Annotated in this window: 17 protein-coding genes; 7 read left to right on the forward strand and 10 right to left on the reverse strand. The window is 73.0% G+C overall.

The features are described 5' to 3' along the window. Positions 1-8: 8 nt before the first annotated feature. Entirely contained in the window at positions 9-1,685 is a 1,677-nt protein-coding gene (locus ACPPVO_RS45120) for a hypothetical protein (RefSeq protein WP_426504779.1), read from the reverse strand. A 255-nt stretch (positions 1,686-1,940) separates the two neighbouring features. On the opposite strand from ACPPVO_RS45120, the gene ACPPVO_RS45125 reads away from it, so the two are divergent. After that, a complete protein-coding gene (locus ACPPVO_RS45125) occupies positions 1,941-4,223 on the forward strand; it encodes a glycoside hydrolase family 3 C-terminal domain-containing protein (RefSeq protein WP_426504780.1) in 2,283 nt (760 codons plus the stop codon). Positions 4,224-4,245: 22 nt separating this feature from the next. Here ACPPVO_RS45125 and ACPPVO_RS45130 read toward each other — a convergent pair whose 3' ends face one another. Beyond that, positions 4,246-7,047, reverse strand: a complete 2,802-nt coding sequence (locus ACPPVO_RS45130; protein WP_426504781.1) for a BTAD domain-containing putative transcriptional regulator — start codon at positions 7,045-7,047, stop codon at positions 4,246-4,248. Between the two features lie 3 nt (positions 7,048-7,050). Further along, entirely contained in the window at positions 7,051-7,209 is a 159-nt protein-coding gene (locus ACPPVO_RS45135; RefSeq protein ID WP_426504782.1) for a hypothetical protein, read from the reverse strand. A 199-nt stretch (positions 7,210-7,408) separates the two neighbouring features. On the opposite strand from ACPPVO_RS45135, the gene ACPPVO_RS45140 reads away from it, so the two are divergent. After that, a complete protein-coding gene (locus ACPPVO_RS45140) occupies positions 7,409-9,274 on the forward strand; it encodes a BTAD domain-containing putative transcriptional regulator (RefSeq protein ID WP_426504783.1) in 1,866 nt (621 codons plus the stop codon). 118 nt (positions 9,275-9,392) lie between these two features. Here the strand turns inward: ACPPVO_RS45140 and ACPPVO_RS45145 are convergent, their stop codons facing one another. After that, positions 9,393-9,743: a hypothetical protein gene (locus ACPPVO_RS45145; RefSeq protein WP_426504784.1), complete on the reverse strand. Its 351-nt coding sequence runs from the start codon at positions 9,741-9,743 to the stop codon at positions 9,393-9,395. A gap of 120 nt (positions 9,744-9,863) precedes the next feature. Between ACPPVO_RS45145 and ACPPVO_RS45150 the strand changes: the two genes are divergently transcribed. After that, positions 9,864-11,303: a cellulase family glycosylhydrolase gene (locus ACPPVO_RS45150; RefSeq protein WP_426504786.1), complete on the forward strand. Its 1,440-nt coding sequence runs from the start codon at positions 9,864-9,866 to the stop codon at positions 11,301-11,303. Between the two features lie 128 nt (positions 11,304-11,431). Then, a complete protein-coding gene (locus ACPPVO_RS45155; protein WP_426504788.1) occupies positions 11,432-12,949 on the forward strand; it encodes a family 43 glycosylhydrolase in 1,518 nt (505 codons plus the stop codon). 69 nt (positions 12,950-13,018) lie between these two features. Here the strand turns inward: ACPPVO_RS45155 and ACPPVO_RS45160 are convergent, their stop codons facing one another. After that, positions 13,019-13,534, reverse strand: a complete 516-nt coding sequence (locus tag ACPPVO_RS45160) for a TlpA family protein disulfide reductase (protein WP_426504789.1) — start codon at positions 13,532-13,534, stop codon at positions 13,019-13,021. 121 nt (positions 13,535-13,655) lie between these two features. Here ACPPVO_RS45160 and ACPPVO_RS45165 point away from each other — a divergent pair, with 121 nt between their 5' ends. Continuing rightward, positions 13,656-14,369, forward strand: coding sequence for a GntR family transcriptional regulator (locus ACPPVO_RS45165; protein ID WP_426504791.1), 714 nt, complete (start codon positions 13,656-13,658; stop codon positions 14,367-14,369). On the opposite strand, the gene ACPPVO_RS45170 is transcribed toward ACPPVO_RS45165, so the two are convergent. Genes ACPPVO_RS45170 through ACPPVO_RS45180 form a run of 3 tightly spaced genes read right to left on the reverse strand, consistent with a single transcriptional unit; the run spans position 14,318 to position 17,305 of the window. Then, the gene (locus ACPPVO_RS45170; protein ID WP_426504792.1) at positions 14,318-15,100 is read right to left on the reverse strand and encodes an aspartate/glutamate racemase family protein; all 783 of its coding nucleotides are present in this window, start codon (positions 15,098-15,100) and stop codon (positions 14,318-14,320) included. The genes ACPPVO_RS45165 and ACPPVO_RS45170 overlap by 52 nt on opposite strands. Position 15,101: 1 nt before the next feature. Beyond that, positions 15,102-16,598: an NCS1 family nucleobase:cation symporter-1 gene (locus ACPPVO_RS45175; RefSeq protein WP_360380764.1), complete on the reverse strand. Its 1,497-nt coding sequence runs from the start codon at positions 16,596-16,598 to the stop codon at positions 15,102-15,104. 53 nt (positions 16,599-16,651) lie between these two features. Then, positions 16,652-17,305 (reverse strand): TetR/AcrR family transcriptional regulator, encoded by a 654-nt coding sequence (locus ACPPVO_RS45180; protein WP_426504794.1) that lies wholly within the window; start codon positions 17,303-17,305, stop codon positions 16,652-16,654. Positions 17,306-17,405: 100 nt separating this feature from the next. On the opposite strand from ACPPVO_RS45180, the gene ACPPVO_RS45185 reads away from it, so the two are divergent. Next, positions 17,406-18,110, forward strand: coding sequence for a Crp/Fnr family transcriptional regulator (locus ACPPVO_RS45185; RefSeq protein WP_426504796.1), 705 nt, complete (start codon positions 17,406-17,408; stop codon positions 18,108-18,110). Positions 18,111-18,392: 282 nt separating this feature from the next. Here ACPPVO_RS45185 and ACPPVO_RS45190 read toward each other — a convergent pair whose 3' ends face one another. After that, on the reverse strand, positions 18,393-19,070 hold the full coding sequence (locus ACPPVO_RS45190) for a Crp/Fnr family transcriptional regulator (RefSeq protein WP_426504798.1): 678 nt from the start codon (positions 19,068-19,070) through the stop codon (positions 18,393-18,395). Between the two features lie 99 nt (positions 19,071-19,169). Between ACPPVO_RS45190 and ACPPVO_RS45195 the strand changes: the two genes are divergently transcribed. Then, positions 19,170-19,496, forward strand: a complete 327-nt coding sequence (locus tag ACPPVO_RS45195) for a putative quinol monooxygenase (protein WP_426504799.1) — start codon at positions 19,170-19,172, stop codon at positions 19,494-19,496. 14 nt (positions 19,497-19,510) lie between these two features. Here the strand turns inward: ACPPVO_RS45195 and ACPPVO_RS45200 are convergent, their stop codons facing one another. Beyond that, entirely contained in the window at positions 19,511-21,343 is a 1,833-nt protein-coding gene (locus ACPPVO_RS45200) for an Hsp70 family protein (RefSeq protein ID WP_426504801.1), read from the reverse strand. Between the last annotated feature and the right edge of the window lie 45 nt (positions 21,344-21,388).

Genomic DNA, 21,388 nt, shown 5'->3' on the forward strand with positions numbered 1-21,388 from the left:
GTCCGTGCTCACTTGCCGGTGCCGTACTTCTGCCGGATGCCGTCGTAGAACGTGCGCAGCTCGTCGCCGCCGGTCTTGCGCCAGTTCGCGACCGCGTCGGTCCACGCCGAGATCGGCTTGCGGCCGAGCTTGACGTCGGTGATCGTGTCCGTCATCGGCTTGCTGAGGGTGTTGTACTGCTTGGGCTCGCTGACGTTCATGCCGTAGAACAGCGGCTTGTACACGTGCTTGACCAGGTCGGCCTGCCAGGCCGCGTAGTCCTTGACGACCTGCGCGGCGCCGGCCTGCACGGTGATGGCCGTGGCCGGGCACGACAGGAACTGGAAGGTGGTCGCGACCTCCTTGCTGCCCTGCTCGGTCAGCAGCGGGTTGCCCTGGGTCAGGTTGAAGTCGGTGCCGGGCGCGCCGAAGTTCACCGTGATCCACTCGGCCGAGCCGTAGGGGGCGGCCAGGTAGTTGGCGACGTTCAGCAGCTCTTTGATCTGGGCGTCGCTGAGCTTCTTGTTGAGGTAGCTGAACATCGACGCGCCGTTGCCCAGCTCGACCGTGGGATCGCCGCCCTTGGCGCTGAACAGCTTGAACGCCTGCCGGTTGTAGCTGGGGTCGGCCGCGGAGCCGGACTTGTTGTCGTCGCCGTTCCAGGCGCCGGTGCCGTCCGCGCAGATCGCGACCTTGCCGCTCCAGAAGCGCTGCTTGCCGTTCTGGCTGTTGTTGGCGACCGCGTCGGGGTGCACGTAGCCGGCCTTGACCATCTTGGCGAACCAGTTCAGCGCCTCGACGATGCCCTCGGTCTCGTAGCGGTGCACCAGCTTCCCGGACGCGTCCGCGCTCCAGGGGTAGGTGGCGCCCTGGAAGCCGTAGAGCTGGCCGATGTAGGCCGCGTCGTTGCCGAAGAGGTCGTCGAACGCCCACACGCCGGCCTGGGCGTTGGTGAGCTGCTTGCCGAGGTTCTCCAGGTCGGCGACGCTCTTGACGTCCGCGGAGGCGCCGGCCTTGTCGAAGAGGTCCTTGCGGTAGTAGTAGGCGCCGGCGACGACGGCGTTCGACGAGTAGATGGGCAGGCCGTAGAGCTTGCCGTTCCACACGCCGGAGATCCACGCGTTGGGCGAGAGGGCCGCGAGGTTCGGGTACTGCTTGATCTTGTCCCCGGCCAGGTAGGGCGTCAGGTCGGCGAACTTGGCCGCGACCGCGTCGCCGAAGCTGAGGTTCGTGGTGTTCCAGGTCGGGATGTTGATCCAGTCCGGCAGCTTGTCCGAGGCGAACAGCGGCGGGAGCAGGTCGCCGTAGGTGTTGCCGTCGGCGGGCTGCAGCTTCAGCGTGGCGCCGATCGCCTTGTTCACGGTGTCGTAGTAGGCGTTGCCGCTCGAGGGCGGGATGGAGCCCCACAGCGGGGTCATCGTCGTGTACGAGCCGCCCGAGCCCACCGTGCCGGTGACCGACTTGGGCGGGCTGGCCGGGTAGCTCAGGAAGGCCGGGTCGGTCGTGGCGCCGTTGGCCCCGTTGACGATGGGGATGTCGGGCTTGACCGAGTTGCCGGGCACGTAGGAGGGCAGCGCCTTGCCGAGCTCGTCCTGGCTGGACGTGCCCTCCTTCTTCTCCTTGGGGCTGCCGCAGGCGTCCAGTAACGGAGCGGCGGCGATGACGGCGACGGAGGCCAGCAGGCCGCGCCGGCTCAGGCTTGCCATGGGGGTGGACCACCCTTCAGGGATGGGAACGTTGCACACGGACGGTCGGCGCCGCGGTCGAAAGGGGTGTCGAAGCGCTTCGAATCACAGACCCTAGGACATCGATGGATGCACGACAAGGACATCGAGGACGATCGTCGCTACGCTGCACAATCCCGGGCCGACCGCATGAAAGTTGCGCTCGGATCGCGGCCGGAGTTGACACAAATCGGGCCGCCACTCATCATCGAAGCGCTTCGAACCGAGGGGGAGAACGTGGTGCTCGCCGACCTCACGCTGGCCGAGAAGATCGCCCTGCTGCATCAGTCGCAACCGGCCGTGCCCCGGCTCGGGCTGGAGGCATGGCACACCGGCTGCGAGGCTCTGCACGGCGCCGCCGGGCTGGGCCGGGCGACCGTCTTCCCGCAGGCCGTCGGGCTGGGCGCGACCTGGGACCGGGCGCTGCTGACGGCGATCGGAGAGGCGGCCTCGACCGAGGTGCGCGCGTACCGCCACGACCCGCCCGAGGGCGCCCCGCCGGCCTCGCTCAACGTGTGGTCGCCGGTGGTCAACCCGCTGCGGGACCCGCGCTGGGGCCGCAACGAGGAGGGCTACAGCGAGGACCCGCTCGCGACGGCCGAGCTGGCGATCGCGTACTGCACGGGCCTGCGCGGCCGCCACCCCGCGGTGTGGCGCACGGCGCCCGTGCTCAAGCACTTCCTCGCCTACAACGTCGAGACCGAGCGCGACATCGTGGACGTGATCGTGCCGGAGCGGGTGCTGTACGAGTACGAGCTGCCGGTCTTCCTCGAGCCCCTGCGCGCCGGGGTGGTGGCCGGCGTGATGCCCGCCTACAACCTGGTCAACGGCGTGCCCAACCACGTGCACCCGCTGCTGGGCCGGGCGCTGCGCGCGGTCAAGCCCGACGTCGTCGTCTGCTCCGACGCGCAGGCCCCGTCGAACCTCGTGGAGCGCGAGCGGTACTTCGCCACGCACGCGGAGTCGCACGCGGCCGCACTGCACGCGGGCGTGGACAGCTACACCGACAACGGCACCGACCCGGCACCGACGATCGAGCGCTTCACCGAGGCCCTGGCCCGGGGCCTGATCACCGAGGCCGACATCGACGCGGCCGTGGGCCGGCTGCTGGCCCTGCGCGCGAGCACCGGCGAGTTCGACCCGGCGCACGACCCGTACGCGGGCACCCGCCGCGACGTGGTCGCCTGCGACGCGCACAACCGGCTCGCCGCCCGGGCCGCGCGCGAGTCGATCGTGCTGCTGCGCAACGACGGCGGCGCGCTGCCGTTCACCGACCGCAGCGTCGCCGTGGTCGGGCCGCTCGGCGGGCGCGTGCTGCGGGACTGGTACAGCGGAACCCTGCCCTATGCGGTGACGATCGAGGCCGCCCTGCGCGACCGGCTCGGCCCGGACCGGGTCATCGCCGCCGAGGGGGTGGACCTCGTCCGCCTCGTCGCGCCGGACGGCCGGCAGGTGCACGCCGGACCGGACGGCGCGCTGAGCCTCGCGGAGGGCCCCGGGGCCGTCTTCGCCCACCAGGACTGGGGCACGAGCGTGCAGTGCCCGGACCCGGTGCACACCCTGCGCTCGCTGGACCACGGCTACCTCACCGCCGACGACGACGGGGTGCTGTCGGCGACCGCGGAGACGCCGGACGGCTGGGTGGTGCGGGAGCTGTGGGAGCTGCACCCGGCCCTGCGCAACAACGGCTCGGGCCTTTACGTCTCCGAGCGCCTCGTCGCGGACTCGGACACGCCGGACCTCGAGCTGCGCCTCGAGCGGGTCGCGGACGGGGTGGCCGAGGCGGTCGCCGCGGCCCGGGCCGCCGAGCGGGTCGTCGTGGTGCTCGGCAACGACCCGCACATCAACGGCCGCGAGACCGTGGACCGCGACGGCCTGGCCCTGCCCGCCCAGCAGGAGGAGCTGCTGCGCGCGGTGGTCGCGGCCAACCCGGACACCGTGCTCGTGCTGGTGTCGAGCTACCCGTACGCGATCGACTGGGCCGCGGCCAACGTGCCGGCGATCCTGTGGACCGCGCACGCCGGGCAGGAGCAGGGCAACGCGGTCGCCGACACCCTGCTCGGCGCGAGCAACCCGGGCGGGCGGCTGCCGCAGACCTGGTACGGCGCGGACACCAAGCTGCCCGCGCCGCTGGACTACGACGTCATCGGGGCGGGGTGGACGTACCAGTACCACCGCGGCACTGCCCTGTTCCCGTTCGGCCACGGCCTGTCGTACACCACGTTCGGCTACGGCCCGCTGACGGTGACCCACGAGGACGACGGGTGGGTCGCCGCGCTGAGCGTGACCAACACCGGCCTCGTCCCCGGCGACGAGGTCGTGCAGGTGTACGCCACCCCGCGCGACTGGCCCGTCGAGGCGCCCGTGCGGCGCCTGGTGGCCTTCGAACGCATCACGCTGGAGCCGGGCGAGACGAGCGAGATGCGCCTGCCGATTCCCGAGTGGGTGTTGTCGTACTGGCACGAGGGCCGCCTCAACGGCCCGACCGGCACGTTCGGCTTCACGGCCGGCGGGGCGTGACGCTCGAGCGTCACAGGCCTCGTCAGTCGAGACGAGGCCGGCCGGCGGCGGCTTCGGCCGACAGGGTCGCCAGCTGGTTGCGCACGGTCGCGGCCTCCCGCGCGCCCAGTCCGGTGAAGATGGTCAGCGCCTCGCGGTAGTCCTGCCGCGCCCGCTCCCGCTCGCCCGCCGCGCGGTGCGTGTCGGCGCGGTGGGTCAGGACCAGGGCCAGGTAGAAGCGCTCCCCCGTGTCGGCCAGGCGGTCCAGGGCGCGGCCGAAGCACTCGATCGCCCGGGCCGGCGCGCCGAGATGGTGGTGGGCCACGCCCAGGGTGTCGTAGACGCCGGCCAGCTCGCCCGGCTCCCCGGCCGCGGTGAACAGCTCCAGGGCGCGCCGGCAGGTGACGATCGCCTCCGCGTAGCGGCCCATCATCGTCTGCAGCGACGCGACCCCGCCGAGCGAGCGCGCCTCGCCGACGACGTTGCCGGCGCTGCGGTACAGCTCGCAGGCCCGGGACGTGTGGGTCATGGCCTCCTCGTAGCGGCCCGCGCCCTCCAGCAGCTCGCCCAGCGTGCCGGTGGCGTGGGCCAGGCCGTTGGCGTCGCCGAGGTCGCGGTAGAGCAGCACGGCCTCGCGCAGGTGGGCCGTCGCCTCGTCGTGGCGGTGCAGGCGGCCCAGCGTGCGGCCCTGGCTGCGCAGGATGCGGGCCTCGACCGCGCGGTCGCCGGTGCGCCGCACGGCGTCGAGGGCGGTCGCGAGCACGGCCAGCTTCTCCTGCCAGCGACCGGTGCGTTCGAGGTACACCACGCAGCTGCACGCGAGCTGCCAGGCGTGCGACGGGTGGCCGGCCCCGGCCCGCTCGACGGCCGCCAGCAGCACCGCACGCTCGGCGTCGAACCAGGCCAGGGCCTGTGCGCGGTCCTCGACCGGGTCCGGGGTGACCGCGCCGGCGGGCGGGTCGATCGGGGTCGGGGTCTGGTTCGCGTCCAGCAGCAGGGTGGCCGGGTACGCGGTGTGCACGAGGTGGTCGAACAGCCGGCCCAGCGCCGCGTCGCGCTCGGCGGCGTCGTCGGTCGCCTCGGCCAGCTCGACGGCGTAGGCGCGGATCAGGTCGTGCGCGCCGTAGCGGCCCGGGCCGGCCTCGGTGAGCAGGCTCGCGGCGCACAGCCGGCGCAGCGCGGCGCCGGCGTCGTCGGGCGCGACGCCGGCCAGGCTCGCCGCCGCGTTGACCGTGACCTCCGGGCCGGGGTGGACCGACAGCAGGCGGAACAGGCGCGCGGTGAAGTCGTCCAGCACGCGGTACGACCAGGAGAACACGGTCCTCGGGTCGGTGGCGGCGTCGACGCCGGCGAAGCCGTCGAGGGTGCGGCGGGCCCGGCCGAGCTCGCCGGCCACCGCGGCCAGGGACGGCGTCGAGGTCACCGCGGCGCGGGCGGCCACGACGCTCAGCGCGAGCGGCAGCCCGCCGCAGCGGGCGATGACGTCGGCGACGGCGGCGGGGTCGGCGGCCACCCGCCAGTGCCCGAGGCGGCGCTCCAGCAGGTCGGCCGCCTCGATCGTGTCGAACAGGCCGAGCATCAGCGGCCGGGCGCCCGCGGCGGCCAGGCCGGCGAGGGGGTCGCGGCTGGTGACGACGGCGAAGCAGCCCGCGCCGCCGGGCAGCAGGGGGCGCACCTGGGCCGCGTCGCAGGCGTTGTCCAGCACCACGAGCACCCGCAGGGCCGCCACGACGCTGCGGTAGAGGCTCTCCCGCTCGGCCGCGTCGGACGGGATGTCGCGGGGCCGCACGCCGAGCGCGGTCAGCAGCAGGCTCAGCGCCGCGGCGGGCGCCAGCGGGGCGCGGACCGGGTCGAAGCCGTGCAGGTTGACGTACAGCTGGCCGTCGGGGAACCGCTCGGCGACCGAGTGGGCCCAGTGCACGGCCAGCGTGGTCTTGCCGATGCCGCCCGGGCCGCTGATGGTGGCGACGGGCACGTCGCGGTCCGGGTCGCCGGTCGGCAGCAGCTCGTCGAGGCGGGCCAGCCACTCGCCGCGGCCGGTGAAGCCGGCGACGCGGGCCGGCAGCTGCCGGGGCACGAGCGCGACGATCCGCGGGGCGGCCGTGGCCGGCGCGGCCGGCGGCGGGTCGTTGCGCAGCACCGCGAGGTGCAGGTCGCGCAGCTGCGGGCCGGGGTCGAGGCCCAGTTCGTCGGCGAGCACCTGGCGCGCGGACTCGAACACGGCGGCGGCCTCGGCGCCGCGGCCCACGCCGAGCAGGGCCCGCATGAGCTGGCCGCGGAACGTCTCGCGCAGCGGGTACTGCCCGGTCAGTGCCCGCAGCTCGGCGATGATGCCCGCGCCGTGGCCGCGGCCCAGCTCGATCTCGAAGCGCTGCTCGAGGGCCTGCAGCCGCAGCTCCTCCAGGCCGGTCGCGTCGGCGGCCAGGGCCGGGACGGACTCAAGGCCGGTCAGGGCCGGGCCGCGCCACAGCGCCAGGGCGGCCTCGAGCGCCGCCAGGGCACGGTCGGGCTCGGCGGCGGCGCGGGCCGTGGCGAGCAGCGACCGGAACCGGACGGCGTCGATCCCGCCCGGCTCCAGCCACAGCACGTAGCCCTCCGGGCGGCGGCCGATGCGGTCGCCGCCCAGGGCCTTGCGCAGGTGGTGGACGTACACCCGGAGGTTGGCGTCCGCCCGGGCGGGCGGGGCGGACCCCCAGAGGGACTCGACGAGGACCTCGGCCGAGACCGGCCGCCCCGCGTGGCAGGCGAGCACCGCCAGCAGGGTGCGCGGCTTACCGCCGGGCAGCTCGACCGGCGCGCCGTCGTCGTCGATGACCTCCAGTGGCCCGAGCAGGCCGATGCGCACCGGTCAGGGCGTCCGGGTCGGGGTCGGGGTCGGCGGGGTCGGCGGCGTCAGACAGCTGATCTCGCCGGCGTTGGTGTAGCACTTCGGCGGCACCACGATCGCGTGCGCCGTCGTGGCCGCGCCGAGCACGACGGCCCCGGCCGCCACTAATGCGAGCAGCAACCTTCGCATGTAGCCCCCCAATAGGTCACGGCCGGCAAGGGTCGGCCGTCTCGGATCATACGACCCGGCGGGAGAGTTCGGCACAAGTGGATATCGACGGCGGCCGGGGTGGCAACAGCGCTTTAACGGATTTACAACCCGGTTCCGCGACGCTCCGCGTGCGACCTGCGCAGAGAGCGGCCTCAACAGGGGGTTCGGCGTGAACGAGAAGAGTACACCGCTGCTCACCTTCGGCATACTCGGCCCGGTCGAGGTCCGGGCCGGCGAGCGGCGCGTCGCGGTCAACTCGGCGAAGCAGCAGGCCCTCCTCGGCGCGACGTTGCTGCAGGCCAACGCGGTGGTGTCGACGGCCCGGCTGGTCGACGCGATCTGGGGCGACGAGCCGCCGAACACCGCTCCCGACCTGGTGCAGACCTACGTGTCGACGCTGCGCCGCTCGATCGGGCGCCCGGCCGCCGCGTGCATCGTCACCCGGCCGCCCGGGTACCTGATGCGGGTCGAGCGCGGCGCGCTGGACCTGCACCGGTTCGAGCGGCTGGCCGCGGAGGCGGAGCGGGCCGCGACCGGCGGCGACCACGAGCGCGCGACGCGGCTGCTGGGCGACGCCCTGGCGCACTGGCGCGGCCCGGCCCTGGCCGGGCTGGACTCGCCGCTGTTCCGCGCGGCCGCGGCCCGGCTGGAGGAGCTGCGGCTGCTGGCGACCGAGCGGCGCTTCGAGTCGGCGAGCCACCTCGGCGACCCGGCCTGGATGGTGCCGGAGCTGACCGCGTTCGTCGCCGAGTACCCGCTGCGCGAGGACATGCGGGCGCTGCTCATGCTGGTGCTGTACCGGCTGGGCCGGCAGGCCGACGCGCTGCGCGTGTACCAGCAGGGCTACGCGGTGCTGCGCGAGGAGCTCGGGGTGGAGCCCGGCATCGGGCTGCGCCGGGCCCACAAGGCGATCCTCGACGGCGACGGCGCCCCAGCCGCCGATGGCCCGCCGGTCGACGTCGGGGCCGCGCGGACCCGTGGCCCCGACCCGGCCCCGCGGGCGGAGCCGGCGCCCGGCCTGCCGTACCAGCTGCCGCCCCCGCCGGCTCGGCTCGTCGGCCGCGACGCCGCCGAGCGGGCGCTGGGCGACGCCCTGGCCGCGGCGGCCGAGGGCTACCGGCCGACGCTGGTGACGGTCGACGGGCCGGCCGGGGTCGGCAAGACCGCGCTGGCGCTGGCCGCCGCCCACCGGGTCCGCGACCGCTTCCCCGACGGCCAGCTGTTCGTGCCCTTCCACGCGACCCGGCCGCGGCCGACCTCGGTCGACGGCGCGCTCGCGATGCTGCTGCGCTCGCTCGGCGGCCCCGGCACCGCCCTGCCGCCGTCGACGGACGAGCGGGCCGCGCTGCTGCGCTCGACCCTCACCGAGCGCCGGATCCTGCTGCTGCTCGACGATGTGTGGCTGGCCGCCCATGTCCGTCCCTTCCTCGCCGCACACCCGGGGTGCGCCGTCGTCGTGACCTGCCGGCGGACCCTCGCCGACCTCGATGCCGACCTGCGGCTGTCGCTCGCGCCGCTGCCCCCGGCGCAGGCGGTGGAGCTGCTGGCCCTCGCCGTCGGCGCGGCGCGGGTCGCGGCCGAGGCCGGCGCCGCGGACGACATCGCTGCGGCCTGCGAGGGGCTGCCCCTCGCGGTGCGGGCCGCGGCGGCGCGCCTGGTGGCCCGGCCGGGCCTGGACCTGGCCGCGTTCGCGGCGCGCCTGGCGGACCCGGACGACCGCCTGGAGCAGTTGGCCGCCGGCGACCTCGACGTGCGCGAGCGCATCGAGGGCAGCCTGGTGCGCCTCGACCCGGACGACCGGGCGACGCTGGCCCAGCTGGCGGTCTCGGCCCAGCTGGCCGGGGCCGGCGCCGGGCAGCTCGCCGAGCTGACCCGGGACCGGATCGCGGGGCTGCTGCGGCAGCCGGTCGGCGACGCCGAGCGCGTCGCCGACCGGCTGGCCGATGCCCGCCTGCTCGAGCACCACGGGCTCGGGTACCGGATGCCCGGGCTGGTGCGGCTGGTGATCGAGCGGGACCTGGGCTCCAGCCGGTGACGATGGTGGTGGCGGGACGTCGTACCCATGGTGGAACCCCTTCCGGCGGTCCGTTTCCGAGAACGCGAACACGTTCACGCGGGCCGCTGGAGTTCCGCTGTAACGGCGCTGCAGCCTCTTACAGGGCGAGCTTGTCGAGGCGCTGCAGCAGGTCGTGGGCCGCGAGCTCGACGTCCTTGTGGCGCCATTCGGCGGCCCGGTAGACGCAGGCGATGAGGCCGGTGCGGTGCACGCGGCGGAAGTCGCCGTAGACGAACGCATACCGTGCCTTGGTCTCGTCGCCGGGGCCCTCGGTGAGGCCGAGGTGCCACGCGCCGTACTCGGCCCAGGAGTGCCGCTCGAGGTATTTGTTGGCCGCGTCGGCGTGCGGCGCGACCGCGCCCCAGTCGCTGTCCAGCACGTACTGCCGCGCGTCGATCAGCGCCCGGGCCCGCTCGACCGCCGCCGGGTTCACCGTGTATGAGGCCATGACGTGCACATACCCAGCGCCTGTATCTTTCACCGCCGCCGGGCCGCCGGGTGCTGGTCCGCCGACAGTTCGAAGCGCTTCGATTGAGTTTCGAAAACGCGGGGCGTACTGAAGTACGTCATGAAGAGAAGACTCACGATCTTCGGCGCCGCGCTGGCCGTGGTGGCCGCGTCGTTCGTGGTGTACGCCCAGGAGGCGTCCGCCGCCGTCGGTCTCCACGTCAGCGGGCGCAACATCGTGGAGGCCAACGGCCAGCAGTTCATCATGCGCGGGGTCAACCATCCGCACGTGTGGTACACGGGCAACACGCAGGCGTTCGCGGACGTCAAGGCGCTCGGGGCCAACACGGTGCGGGTGGTGCTCGGCTCCGGCAAGCGCTGGGGGCCGTCCAACGACGTCGCGAACGTCATCTCGCTGTGCAAGGCGAACAAGCTCATCTGCGTGCTGGAGGTGCACGACACCACCGGCTACGGCGAGGACGGCGCCGCCGCCACGCTCGACGAGGCCGTGAACTACTGGATCAGCCAGAAGAGCGTGCTCGTCGGCCAGGAGAGCTACATCTCCATCAACATCGGCAACGAGCCGATCGGCAACAACAACCCGCAGCAGTGGACGGCCGCCACCGTCGCCGCGATCCAGAAGATGCGCAGCAACGGCTTCCAGCACCTGCTGATGGTCGACGCGCCGAACTGGGGCCAGGACTGGCAGAACGTGATGCGCGACAACGCGCAGACGGTGCTCGACGCGGACACGCAGAAGAACACCGTGCTCTCGATCCACATGTACGCCGTGTACGCCAACGCGCAGACCATCATCGACTACCTCGACCGGTTCCAGAACAACAACTGGCCGCTGGTGATCGGTGAGTTCGGCTGGCAGTTCCAGTCCGGCGAGGTCGACCACGAGACGCTGCTGGCCCAGGCCGACGCCCGCGGGCTGGGGTACATCGGCTGGTCGTGGAGCGGCAACACCGACCCGATCCTCGACATGGCGACGAACTTCAACCCGAACCAGCTCACCACGTGGGGCCAGCGCATCTTCAACGGCGCGCACGGCATCAAGGCCACCGCCAAGGAAGCGAGCATCTACAGCGGGGTGACGAGCCCGTCGCCGTCGCGCACGTCGGTCAGCCCGTCGCCGTCGCGCACGTCGGTCAGCCCGTCGCCGTCGCGCACGTCGGTCAGCCCGTCGCCGTCGCGCAGCTCCACCTCGCCCAGCCCGTCGCGCAGCGTCTCCACCAGCCCGTCGCCGGGCGGGACCAAGGCGTGCACCGCGGTGTACAGCATCGTCGGGCAGTGGCCGGGCGGCTTCCAGGGCCAGGTGACGGTCACCGCCGGCGGCGAGGCCATCTCGGGCTGGACCGTGAAGTGGACCTACGCCGGCGGCCAGGCCGTCACGTCCTTCTGGAGCGCCAGCATCACCAGTAGCGGCGCGAACGTGACCGCGACGAACGTGGGCTACAACGGCACCGTCGGGGCCGGCCAGAACACCTCGTTCGGCTTCCTCGGCTCGTACAACGGCACCAACTCGGTGCCGGCGCTCACCTGCACCGCCAGCTGACGCAGGCCCATCAAGAGGGCCGAAAAGTTTTCGGCCCTCTTAACAATTTGTCACAACATTGACCTGCGCGAGTCGGGCAAGCGACCATCTCCGAAAGGGTTTTCGGTTCCCATCCGAGGACGTGAGAGATGACCAGATTTGCCCGTCCGCCACGGGCCGCCGCCGCGCTCCTTGCGGCTGTACTGCTGCCGCTCGTGGCCCTCGAAAGCTCACCGGCGTCCGCCGCCCCGGTGACGTTCTCCAGCACCATCGCCCTGCAGGCCGGCGGCAACTGCGCCGAGGTGCCCGGCGGCGCGACGACCGCCGCCCTGCAGCTGCAGGACGCCGCCTGCAACGGCTCGACGCGCCAGAACTACATGTTCACCCCCGTGTCCGGCGTCGCGAACACGTACACCGTCGGAACCCTGACGTCCGGCTCGTGCGTCGACATCACCGGGCAGTCCACGGCCGACAACGCGGCCGTGATCCAGTACCCCTGCAACGGCCAGAACAACCAGCGCTTCCGGCTCCAGGCGGTCACCGTCCCGGGCACCACCAACACGTTCAACCTCGTCGGCGTCCAGTCCGGCAAGTGCGTCGCCCCGTCCGGGGACAGCACCGCGGCGAACGCGAAGCTGGTGCAGCTGCCGTGCACGACCGCCACGACGCGGGTGTGGCGGCTGGCCGGGTACAACCCGGGCACCGGCGGCGGCAACACCTTCATGAACCCGCTCGACCCGCAGGGCCCGGACCCGTGGCTGCAGTACTACAACGGCTACTACTACCTCGCGGCGACGACCTGGAACCGCACCATCACCATGCGCAAGTCGGCGACGCTGGGTGGCCTGGCCTCCGCGCCGGAGACCGTCATCTTCAACCTGACGCGCTCCAACGGCGCCGGCACCATGTGGGCCCCCGAGTTCCATCTGCTCAACGGCCCGAACGGGCAGCGGTGGTACCTGTACTACGTGGCCGGCGTCGAGCCGTACAACCTGGGCACGCAGCGCATCCACGTGCTGGAGAGCGCCGGGCTGGACCCGATGGGCCCGTACACGTTCAAGGCCGACATGCTCGACCCGACCCAGGACAACACCTGGGAGCTGGACCCGACGATCCTCCAGCTCAACGGGCAGCTGTACCTGCTGGGCACGTACTACACCGGCTCGCAGCCCATGTTCATCCGCCCGCTGTCGAACCCCTGGACCGCCAGCGGCACCCGGCGGCTGCTGGCCACGCCGACGTACAGCTGGGAGACGGTCGGCGGCGCGGTGAACGAGGCGCCGGAGGTCATCCAGCACGGCGGCAAGACGTTCATCGCCTTCTCCGCCAGCCACTGCTCCACCCCCGACTACAAGCTGGGCCTGCTCACCTGGAACGGCGGTGACCCGCTCAGCTCCTCGTCGTGGGTGAAGACCTCGACGCCGGTGTTCCAGCGCTCCAACGCCAACGGCGTCTACGGGCCCGGGCACAACGGGTTCTTCAAGTCGCCCGACGGCACCGAGGACTGGATCGTGTACCACGCCGTGACCAGCTCGGCCGGCGGTTGCGACATGAATCGCAGCACGCGGGCCCAGAAGATCACCTGGAACGCCGACGGCACGCCCAACTTCGGCGTCCCGGCCGCGCTCAGCACGCCGCTGGCCGTGCCGTCCGGGGAGCCGTCGTAACTCCGTACCCCCGAAGAAAGACCGGCCCGGCCCTCCAACCTTCCCTGGAGAGCCGGGCCGGTCCGCGTCTCACGCCGGGACGGGGACCTGCAGGCCCGTCGACTCGATGACCCCGCCCTCGCGCACGAGTACGAACGCGGGGAACCCGCTCACGCCGAAGGCGCGCGCGACCGGGCCGTCCGGCTCCTCGAGGACCACCGGCGTGTCCGCGAGGCCGGCCAGCACCGGCTCCAGCGCGCCGCCGTCGCGGACCACGACCGCGTACGCGTCGCCGGAGTGGCGCGCCGCCGCGATCCGGAAGTCGCCCAGCCGCTCGTGGCAGGCCGGACAGTTCGGTGAGAAGAACCCGAAGAGCGTGGTCCCCGCCAGTGCGGCGCGGGACAGCCCGCGGTCGTCCACTGTGGACGCGGTGAAGTCGCCGACGCGCTCGCCGACCGGCGCGGTCAGGGCCGGCGGTCCCTCGCCCGGACCGCCGGCGCGGTGCTCGAAGGTGCGCAGCCGGCGCACCACGCCGAGCACGAGGACGAGGTTGAGCACGGTGAGCGCGGCGAGGAGCACGACGGCGACGAGGAGCGCGGTGGTCATGGCCGGCAGCCTGGTCGATGAATGCGCAGGCGTCAATGGGAGCGTTCCCAGCCGCGACCGTGAACGGCTCGGAAATATGCCGATAACGGGGCGCGTCTACGCTCGCCGCGGGAGGTGAGCCATGCCCGGACCCCGCCGCCGGTCGGTGCTGGTCGCGCTCCTCGCCGGGCGGCGCACCGACCGCTCCCAGGGCGCGATCCTCGACGACCTGCGCGCCTGCATCCTCGACGGCGAGGTGCCGCCGGGCTCGGCGATCCCGGTCGACGCGGTGGCGGCCGCGTTCGGGGTGTCCCGGATCCCGGTGCGCGAGGCGCTCATGACGCTCATCGGCGAGGGGCTGGTCGACCACCGGCCGCATCTGGGCTACCGCGTCGCGAAACTTACCGCGGAGGAGTTCGGCGAGATCTACCTCGTGCGCGAGGCCCTCGAGACGGCCGCGCTGCGCGTGGCGGTCGGGCAGGCGCGCGCCGACGACGACGAGCGGGCGGCCGCGGCGCACGCCGCGCTCGAGGCGGCGGTGCGGGCCGGGGACGGGCGGGCGTACCACCGCGAGAGCCGCCGTTTCCACCTGGCCCTCATCCGCCCGTGCCGGATGGGCCGGCTGCTGCACATGCTCGGCACCGCCTGGAACATGACCGAGCCGCTGCAGCCCATGACGCATCTCGGCCCGGCCGACCGCGAGCTGCTGCACCGCGACCACGCCGCGATGCTCGGAGCGTTCACCGCCCGCGACGCCGACGCGCTCATCGCCACCTGCGCGGTGCACCACGGGCGGCTGCAGTCCTACATCGCGCTGCTGCCCCGCGACACCGGCCTGTTCGCCGACCCGCTCTGAATGGTCATCCCGAAGCCGGCGAGCGCCCCGGTGTACGGCTTGGGCCGCGGCGGGGCGTACTCGGCGCGCACCGACGTGCGCAGGCCGAGGGTGACCAGCGACTGGACGAGCACCGTGGCCGCCGACACGCCGTCGACCACCGGCACCCCCAGGCGGGCCGACACCTCCTCGCACAGGCCGGCCAGGCCGGCGCAGCCGAGCACGATGACGTCGGCTCCGTCCTCCTCCAGCGCCCGGCCGGCCAGGGCCGCGACCCGGTCGGTCAGGTGCGGGTCGGCCTCGAGCTCGAGCACCGGGATGTCGCACGCGTGCACGCCGCGGCAGACGCCGGGTGCGGTGTACCGGTGCGCGAGCTCCCACGCCCGGCCCCGCGTGCGATCCAGCGTGGTGACGATGCTGAAGCCGCGGCCGAGCAGGGCCGCGGCGTGCATGGCGGCCTCGGCGATGCCGACGACGGGGCCGCGGGCCAGCTCGCGGGCGGCGTCCAGGCCCGGGTCGCCGAAGCAGGCGACGACGTACCCGTCCACATCGGACGCCTCCCCGTCGGCGATCGCGGCGAGCAGGCCCGGCACGCTGAGCGCCTCGTCGTAGTGGCTCTCGATGGAGACCGGCCCCATCGGGGAGGTGACCGCCTCGACGAGCACGCCCGGGCCGGCCACGGCCCGGGCGCTCGCCCCGATCAGCGCGGTCATCGCCGCGGTGGTGTTCGGGTTGACGACGCGGATGCGCATGTCAGGCGGCCCTTTTGGACAGTCCCAGGTAGCCGAGCAGGCCCAGCGCCATACCGATGAACCAGCTGTACTGCGCCGTCGTGGACATCCCCGGGCCGTCGCTCCACAGCACCGGCACGACCGCGACCACGGCACCGACCGCGGTGGCGATGAGGGCCGGCGGGTTGTAGCCCTTGCGGTACCAGTACTTGCCGTCCTCGCGCATGGTGAACATCGCGTCGACGTCGACCTTCTGCTTGCGCACCAGGTAGTAGTCGGCGATGAGGACCCCGAACAGCGGCCCGATCGCCGCGCCGAGGATCTCCAGCGTGTAGTGGATGACGTCCGGGTTGTTGTACAGGTTCCACGGCGTGATGAGCACCGAGCCGACCGCGGCGATCATGCCGCCGGCGCGCCAGCTGATGCGCTGCGGGCTGACGTTGGAGAAGTCGAACGCGGGCGAGATGAAGTTCGCCACGATGTTGATGCCGATGGTGGCGATCGTGAACGTGAGGGCGCCGAGGACGATCGCGAACGTCGAGTCGATCCGCGCCACGGTCTGCACCGGGTCGGTGATGAGCTCGCCGAAGATGGGGATCGTCAGCGACGAGGTCACCACGACGAGAATGGAGAAGGCGAGGAAGTTCACCGGCAGGCCGAGGAGGTTGCCGGTGCGGACCGACCCGAACGACCGGCCGTAGCGCGAGAAGTCGCCGAAGTTCAGCATCGGGCCGGAGAAGTACGACACCACGAGCGCGATCGCGCCGAGCATCACGGGCACGGCGTCCAGGCCGTGGTACTTCACCTCGCCCAGGCTCAGGTCGATGGCGCCCCAGCCGGCCTGGTAGATGAGGTAGCCGGCGAGCACGGCCATCACGACGTACACGGCCGGTCCGCAGAAGTCGATGAACCGGCGGATCGTCTCCATGCCGGTCCAGAAGACCGCGGCCTGCAGCACCCACAGCAGCGCGTAGGAGCACCAGCCCAGCAGCGGCAGGCCCAGGAAGCCCCACTTGCCGACGTCGGCGTACGAGGCCAGGCCGGGCCACAGCTTGAGCACGACCACGTCGAGCGCGGCGGAGGCGAGATAGGTCTGGATGCCGTACCACGCCACGGCGATCGAGCCGCGGATGATGGCGGGCACGTTGGCCCCCAGCACGCCGAACGCCACGCGGTTGATCACCGGATACGGCACGCCGGTGGCCTGGCTCGGCTTCGCGACGAGGTTGCAGAAGAAGTACACGATGCCGATGCCGGCGACGAGCGCCACCAGCACCTGCCAGCTGGACAGGCCCAGGGCGAAGAGGGAGCCGGCGGTGACGTAGCCGCCGACGCTGTGCACATCGGACATCCAGAACGCGAAGATGTTGTAGGCGCCCCACGTCTGCTTGCGCAGGGGTGCGAGGTCCTCGTTGGTGAGCCGCGGGTCGTACCCGGGCCTGACCTCCCCGCTGCCGACGGGCATGCCGGCGGCCTCGACGAGATCCTGATGCTGAGGGGTTTCCAGCGTGTCGGCCATGGACCCACGCTAGGAACGGCCTGTTTCCGCGGCGTGTTCGCAGATATATATTCTTATCGTTTCAGGGCTTGGCGGACGGCCGTCGCGACCTGCTCGGGGTCCCTGGTGTCGCGCAGGACGAGCACCATCGACCCGCCCCCGGTCTCGCCCGCGAAGAGCTGGACCACGCGCGCCATGGCGGCGTCGAGCTCGGCCGCCGGGTCGGCCGCCTCCCGGCGCAGCCAGCGCCGCAGCACGTGGTTGTGGGCGGAGACGACGGCCGCGGCCATGAGCTCGGCGCGCAGCGCGTCGGCCGGCGCCGGGCCCATCCAGCCGGCGATGAACTCGCGGAACAGCCGCTGGTACCGCGCCACGCTCGCGATCTCCCGGTCGCGCAGGGCGGCCACGCGGCTGGTGATCGCGTAGCGGCGCCGGGCCCGGTCGCTCTCCTCGACGTAGCTGAGCAGCACCAGCCGCACCGCCTCGGTCACCGCCAGGATCGCCGTGTCGGCGCTGGACGTGGCCAGCCGCTCCCGGACCGCGGCGATGAGCCGGTCGTGGTCCGGGAAGATCACGTCCTCCTTGGACCGGTAGTGCCGGAACAGCGTGGTGCGCCCGACGCCGGCCCGGTCGGCGATGTCGTCGGCGGTGGTCTGTTCGTAGCCGCGCTCGTCGTACAGGTCGAGCGCCGCGTCCACGAGCCGCTGCTTCACGGGGGTTCCGGTCACCGTGCCATCCTCGCGTACCTCCTGAGCAGCTGTTGCCCCGCCATGGTGGAATGCCGTACCGTCTGAACGGTACTCGGTACCGCCACCCGGGGAGGACATTATGAGCCTGACCTTGCACGAGCCCCGTCCGCTGGTCACTGCCCTGTTCGAGTCCCTGGACCCGATGGCCGCCGACGAGCTGGCCGCCGAGTTCGAGACCGTCACGGCGGGCCGGCGCACCGTGCTGTTCCGCGAGGGCGAGGCCGGTGACAGCCTGTATGTGCTGCTGTCGGGCAAGGTGAAGCTGTCCCGCCGCTCCTCCGACGGCCGCGAGGGGCTCCTCGCTCTGATCGGCCCGGGCGAGCCGTTCGGCGAGGTCGAGCTGCTCGACGGCGGCCCGCGCACCGCGACGGCGACGGCGGTGGCCGACGCCCGGCTGGCGCGGTTGTCGAAGACGGCGCTGTACCGCTGGATGGCCCAGCACCCCGAGGTCGCCGAGCAGCTCCTGCGCGCGGTCGCCCGGCGCATCCGCGGCAACCGGGCCACCGTGCACGACCGCCTCTTCAGCGACGTGCCGGGCCGGGTCGCCGGTCAGCTGATCCAGCTCGCACACCAGTTCGGCGTGGCCGAGGACGGCGCGACGCGGGTCGTGCACGATCTCACCCAGACGGAGCTGGCCCAGTTCGTGGGGGCGTCGCGGGAGTCGGTGAACAAGGTGCTGGCGCAGTACGCCTCGCGCGGCTGGGTGCGCCTGGAGAACAAGTGCATCGTCATCCTGGACGACGCTCCCCTGGCCCTAAGAGCCCGCCACAAGCGCCGGCGTTAGCTGTATTTCCAGCTCGCTACGCTCACGGTGGGGGAGCTTCGCTCCACCCACGCCCCCTCAAGATCTACGCCAGCGCGCCCTGATGCCGGATATGTCAGGCCGGCAGCGTGCGGCCCTCCGGCTCGAGCGGCACGATCGCCGGGTTCACGCGGCCACGCCATGCATTCCGGGCTCGTTGCGAAGGTGGCAGCGCGGCGCCGGAAAACCCCGACGCCAGCGAGGTCGACCTACACCTCGCAACGCCGGAATCGCAGCGGGACGGCCGATGCCCGGCCGTGCGCCTCAGACCCGGGCGCGGCGGGCCAGGCGCTCCGGGTCGGCGATCACCACGCTCTTGCCTTCGAGGCGGATCCAGCCCCGGGAGCTGAAGTCGGCCAGCGCCTTGTTCACCGTCTCGCGGGAGGCGCCGACGAGCTGGGCGAGCTCCTCCTGGGTGAGGTCGTGCGTCACCCGCAGTACCCCGCCGTCGCGGATGCCGAACGGGCCCGCGAGCTGGAGCAGCTTCTTGGCGACCCGGCCGGGTACGTCGGTGAAGATGAGGTCGGCCAGCGCGTCGTTGGTGCGCCGCAGCCGGCGGGCGAGCACCCGCAGCAGCTGCTCGGCGATCTCCGGGCGGCGCACCAGCCAGGAGCGCAGCGAGGCCTTCGTCAGCCGCGCGGCCCGCGAGTCGACCACGGCCGTCGCGGTCGCCGTGCGCGGGCCCGGGTCGAACAGTGCCAGCTCGCCGACCATGTCGCCGGGGCCCATGATGGCGAGCAGGTTCTGCCGGCCGTCGTGGGCGCGGCGGCCGAGCTTGATCTTGCCGGACAGCACGATGTACAGGCTGTCGCCCGGCTCACCCTCGTTGAACAGCACGTCGCCGCGGCGTACGTCGACGTAGTCGAGGCCGCGCGCGAGCTCTTCCGCCGCGTCCGCGTCGATGCCCTGCATGATCCCGCTGCGGGCGAGCGCCTCGTCCATCGATCGTCCTCCCACACCGGCAATGCGCCCATTCTGGCATGCTTCCCCACCCCTCAGCCCCCATGACGCGGCAGAATCCAGGTCAGGAAGGGAGTACTGATGATCTTCATCACCGCCAAGTTCCGTATCCGGCCCGAGCACGCCGAGCGCTGGCCCGACATCGCCGGGGCGTTCACGGCCGCGACCCGGGCCGAGCCGGGCTGCCTGTGGTTCGACTGGTCCCGCAGCCTGGACGATCCGAACGAGTACGTGCTGGTCGAGGCGTTCCGCGACGGCGACGCCGGGGGCGCCCACGTGAGCTCGGCGCACTTCAAGGAGGCCCAGCGGACGCTCCCGCAGTACCTCCTGGAGACCCCCCGCATCGTGAGCACCACGGTCGAGCAGGACGGGTGGTCGGAGCTGGGCGAGCTGGCCGTCGAGCGCTGAGGCCGCCGCCGGGATCAGCCCGGCTGCACGATGGACCGGTCGATGCGGTCGATGAGCTCGGCCCAGTCCTCGAGCAGCTGGGCGTGGTCGAGGCGGGCCAGCTTGCGGCGTACCGCGCGGGCCGAGGGGTCGTTGCGCACCCGGCGCAGGATGTCGTCGGCCCGGTCGATGACGGAGTGCTCGCCCACGAGGTCGTCGGCGTCCGGCAGGTCGAGGAAGATCGCCAGCTGGGCGGCGAGGTCGCGGCACCGGCACACGAAGCCGGGCAGCCACGTCTCCGGCGGGGCGGCGAGGTGCTCGGGCAGCAGGTCGAGGTCGAAGCGCAGCTCGTCGGCGCCGTCGTTGCGCACGCGCCAGGCCGGGGTGGCCAGCAGGGAGTCCTCGGCGGCGTGGGCGACGGCGTGCCGGGCCAGGGCGTTGGCGTCGGAGAACAGCAGCAGGCCGCCGTCGGCGGTGGCCGGGAAGATGTGCTCCATCACGCCGAAGCCGGCGTGGAGCTGGCCGCGCAGGGTGACGCCGGTGTAGGCGGGCGTGCTGACGCTGATGAGCTCGACGATGGTGATCACGGCGGGTGGTCCGGCCGGCGCGGGCGGTTGCCAGGCCTGGTGGGGCGGTGCGGCCGGTTGCCAGGCGGGGGTGGCCTGCGGGTGAGCGAAAGGCTGCGGGGGTACGGGCGGCTGCTGCGGCGGCACGGGCTGCGGTGACACGGGCTGCGGCTGGGCGAACACCTGCGGCTGCGGCTGGGCGAGGGGCTGGGCGAAGGGCTGGGCGAAGGGCTGGGGCACCGCCAGTGCCGGGCCGCCGATCAGCAGAGGGTCGATGCTCCCCGCCGCCACCACGAGCTCCGGCTGGTCGATGGTCGTCGGCGGGATGTTCAGCGCCCGGTGCAGCATCGTCGCCACCAGCGGCATCCGGCTCGCGCCGCCGACCAGGACGACGCCGCCCAGGGGACGCAGCGGGACCGGGCTGTTCGCGAGGGTCACGGCCACGGCGTCGAGGGTGCGCTGGATCAGCGGCGCGGCCAGCCGCTCGACCTCGGCCCGGGTCACGATCTGGTCGGTCTCCAGCAGCGGCAGGAACAGCGTCGTCGTCGCGACCCGGGAGAGCATCTCCTTCGCGCTGCGTACGTCGTCCCAGAGCTGCCGGCGCGCGGCCCGGTCGGCGACCGTGACCGGATTGTCCAGGCGGGCCCACAGCTCGGGCCGGCCGCACCGCTCGCGCAGCAGGCCGACGATCGCCGCGTCGACGTCCTGGCCGCCGGTGTCGTCGAGGCCGCCGCTGCTGAGTACCTCCAGGGCGGCGCCCGGCGTGTGCCGCACCACGGCCACGTCGAACGTGCCCGCGCCGAGGTCGTAGACGAGCAGGTCGGCCGGGCCGGTGGCGTGCCGGCGCAGGTGGAACGCGGCCGCGGCGACCGGCTCGGGCACCAGGCGCACCCGGTCGAGGCCGGTCGCGGCCGCGGCGCGCTGCAGCACCGACCGGCGGTTCGGGCCCCAGGACGCGGGGTGGCAGATGGTAACGCCGGCGACCGGTACCCCGCCGATCCGGCGGGCCTCGGCCGCGGCCCGGTGCAGCAGCGCCCCCAGCAGGGCCTCGACCGGCACCTCGGCGCCGAGGAAGACTGCGCCCTCGTCGATGCGGCTCTTCGGGCTGCCCTCGAACCGTTCGGGCCGCGCGCGGGCGGAGTGGACCGCGTCGCGGCCGACGAGCAGCTGACCGGACTCGTCGGCGAAGACGGCCGAGGGCAGCAGCGGGGCGCCGTCGAAGAGCACCGGCTCCGTCGCGCCGTCGTCGCGCCGCAGGAACGCCACCGTGCTCGACGTCCCCAGATCAACCCCGAGCTCCACCGCGTCCCCCTCGCCGAGCCTGCCCGCTCATCGAAGTCACCGTGG

Origin of the sequence: Dactylosporangium sp. McL0621, assembly GCF_049995355.1 — a bacterium.
Lineage (GTDB): Bacteria > Actinomycetota > Actinomycetes > Mycobacteriales > Micromonosporaceae > Dactylosporangium.

Excerpts from the sequence above, each read along its gene's own strand:
- ACPPVO_RS45175 (WP_360380764.1), bottom strand. The coding sequence starts at position 16,598 with ATGGCCGACACGCTGGAAACCCCTCAGCATCAGGATCTCGTCGAGGCC.
- ACPPVO_RS45155 (WP_426504788.1), top strand. The coding sequence starts at position 11,432 with ATGACCAGATTTGCCCGTCCGCCACGGGCCGCCGCCGCGCTCCTTGCG.
- ACPPVO_RS45160 (WP_426504789.1), bottom strand. The coding sequence starts at position 13,534 with ATGACCACCGCGCTCCTCGTCGCCGTCGTGCTCCTCGCCGCGCTCACC.
- ACPPVO_RS45190 (WP_426504798.1), bottom strand. The coding sequence starts at position 19,070 with ATGGACGAGGCGCTCGCCCGCAGCGGGATCATGCAGGGCATCGACGCG.
- ACPPVO_RS45185 (WP_426504796.1), top strand. The coding sequence starts at position 17,406 with ATGAGCCTGACCTTGCACGAGCCCCGTCCGCTGGTCACTGCCCTGTTC.
- ACPPVO_RS45145 (WP_426504784.1), bottom strand. The coding sequence starts at position 9,743 with ATGGCCTCATACACGGTGAACCCGGCGGCGGTCGAGCGGGCCCGGGCG.
- ACPPVO_RS45150 (WP_426504786.1), top strand. The coding sequence starts at position 9,864 with ATGAAGAGAAGACTCACGATCTTCGGCGCCGCGCTGGCCGTGGTGGCC.
- ACPPVO_RS45195 (WP_426504799.1), top strand. The coding sequence starts at position 19,170 with ATGATCTTCATCACCGCCAAGTTCCGTATCCGGCCCGAGCACGCCGAG.
- ACPPVO_RS45165 (WP_426504791.1), top strand. The coding sequence starts at position 13,656 with ATGCCCGGACCCCGCCGCCGGTCGGTGCTGGTCGCGCTCCTCGCCGGG.
- ACPPVO_RS45170 (WP_426504792.1), bottom strand. The coding sequence starts at position 15,100 with ATGCGCATCCGCGTCGTCAACCCGAACACCACCGCGGCGATGACCGCG.
- ACPPVO_RS45120 (WP_426504779.1), bottom strand. The coding sequence starts at position 1,685 with ATGGCAAGCCTGAGCCGGCGCGGCCTGCTGGCCTCCGTCGCCGTCATC.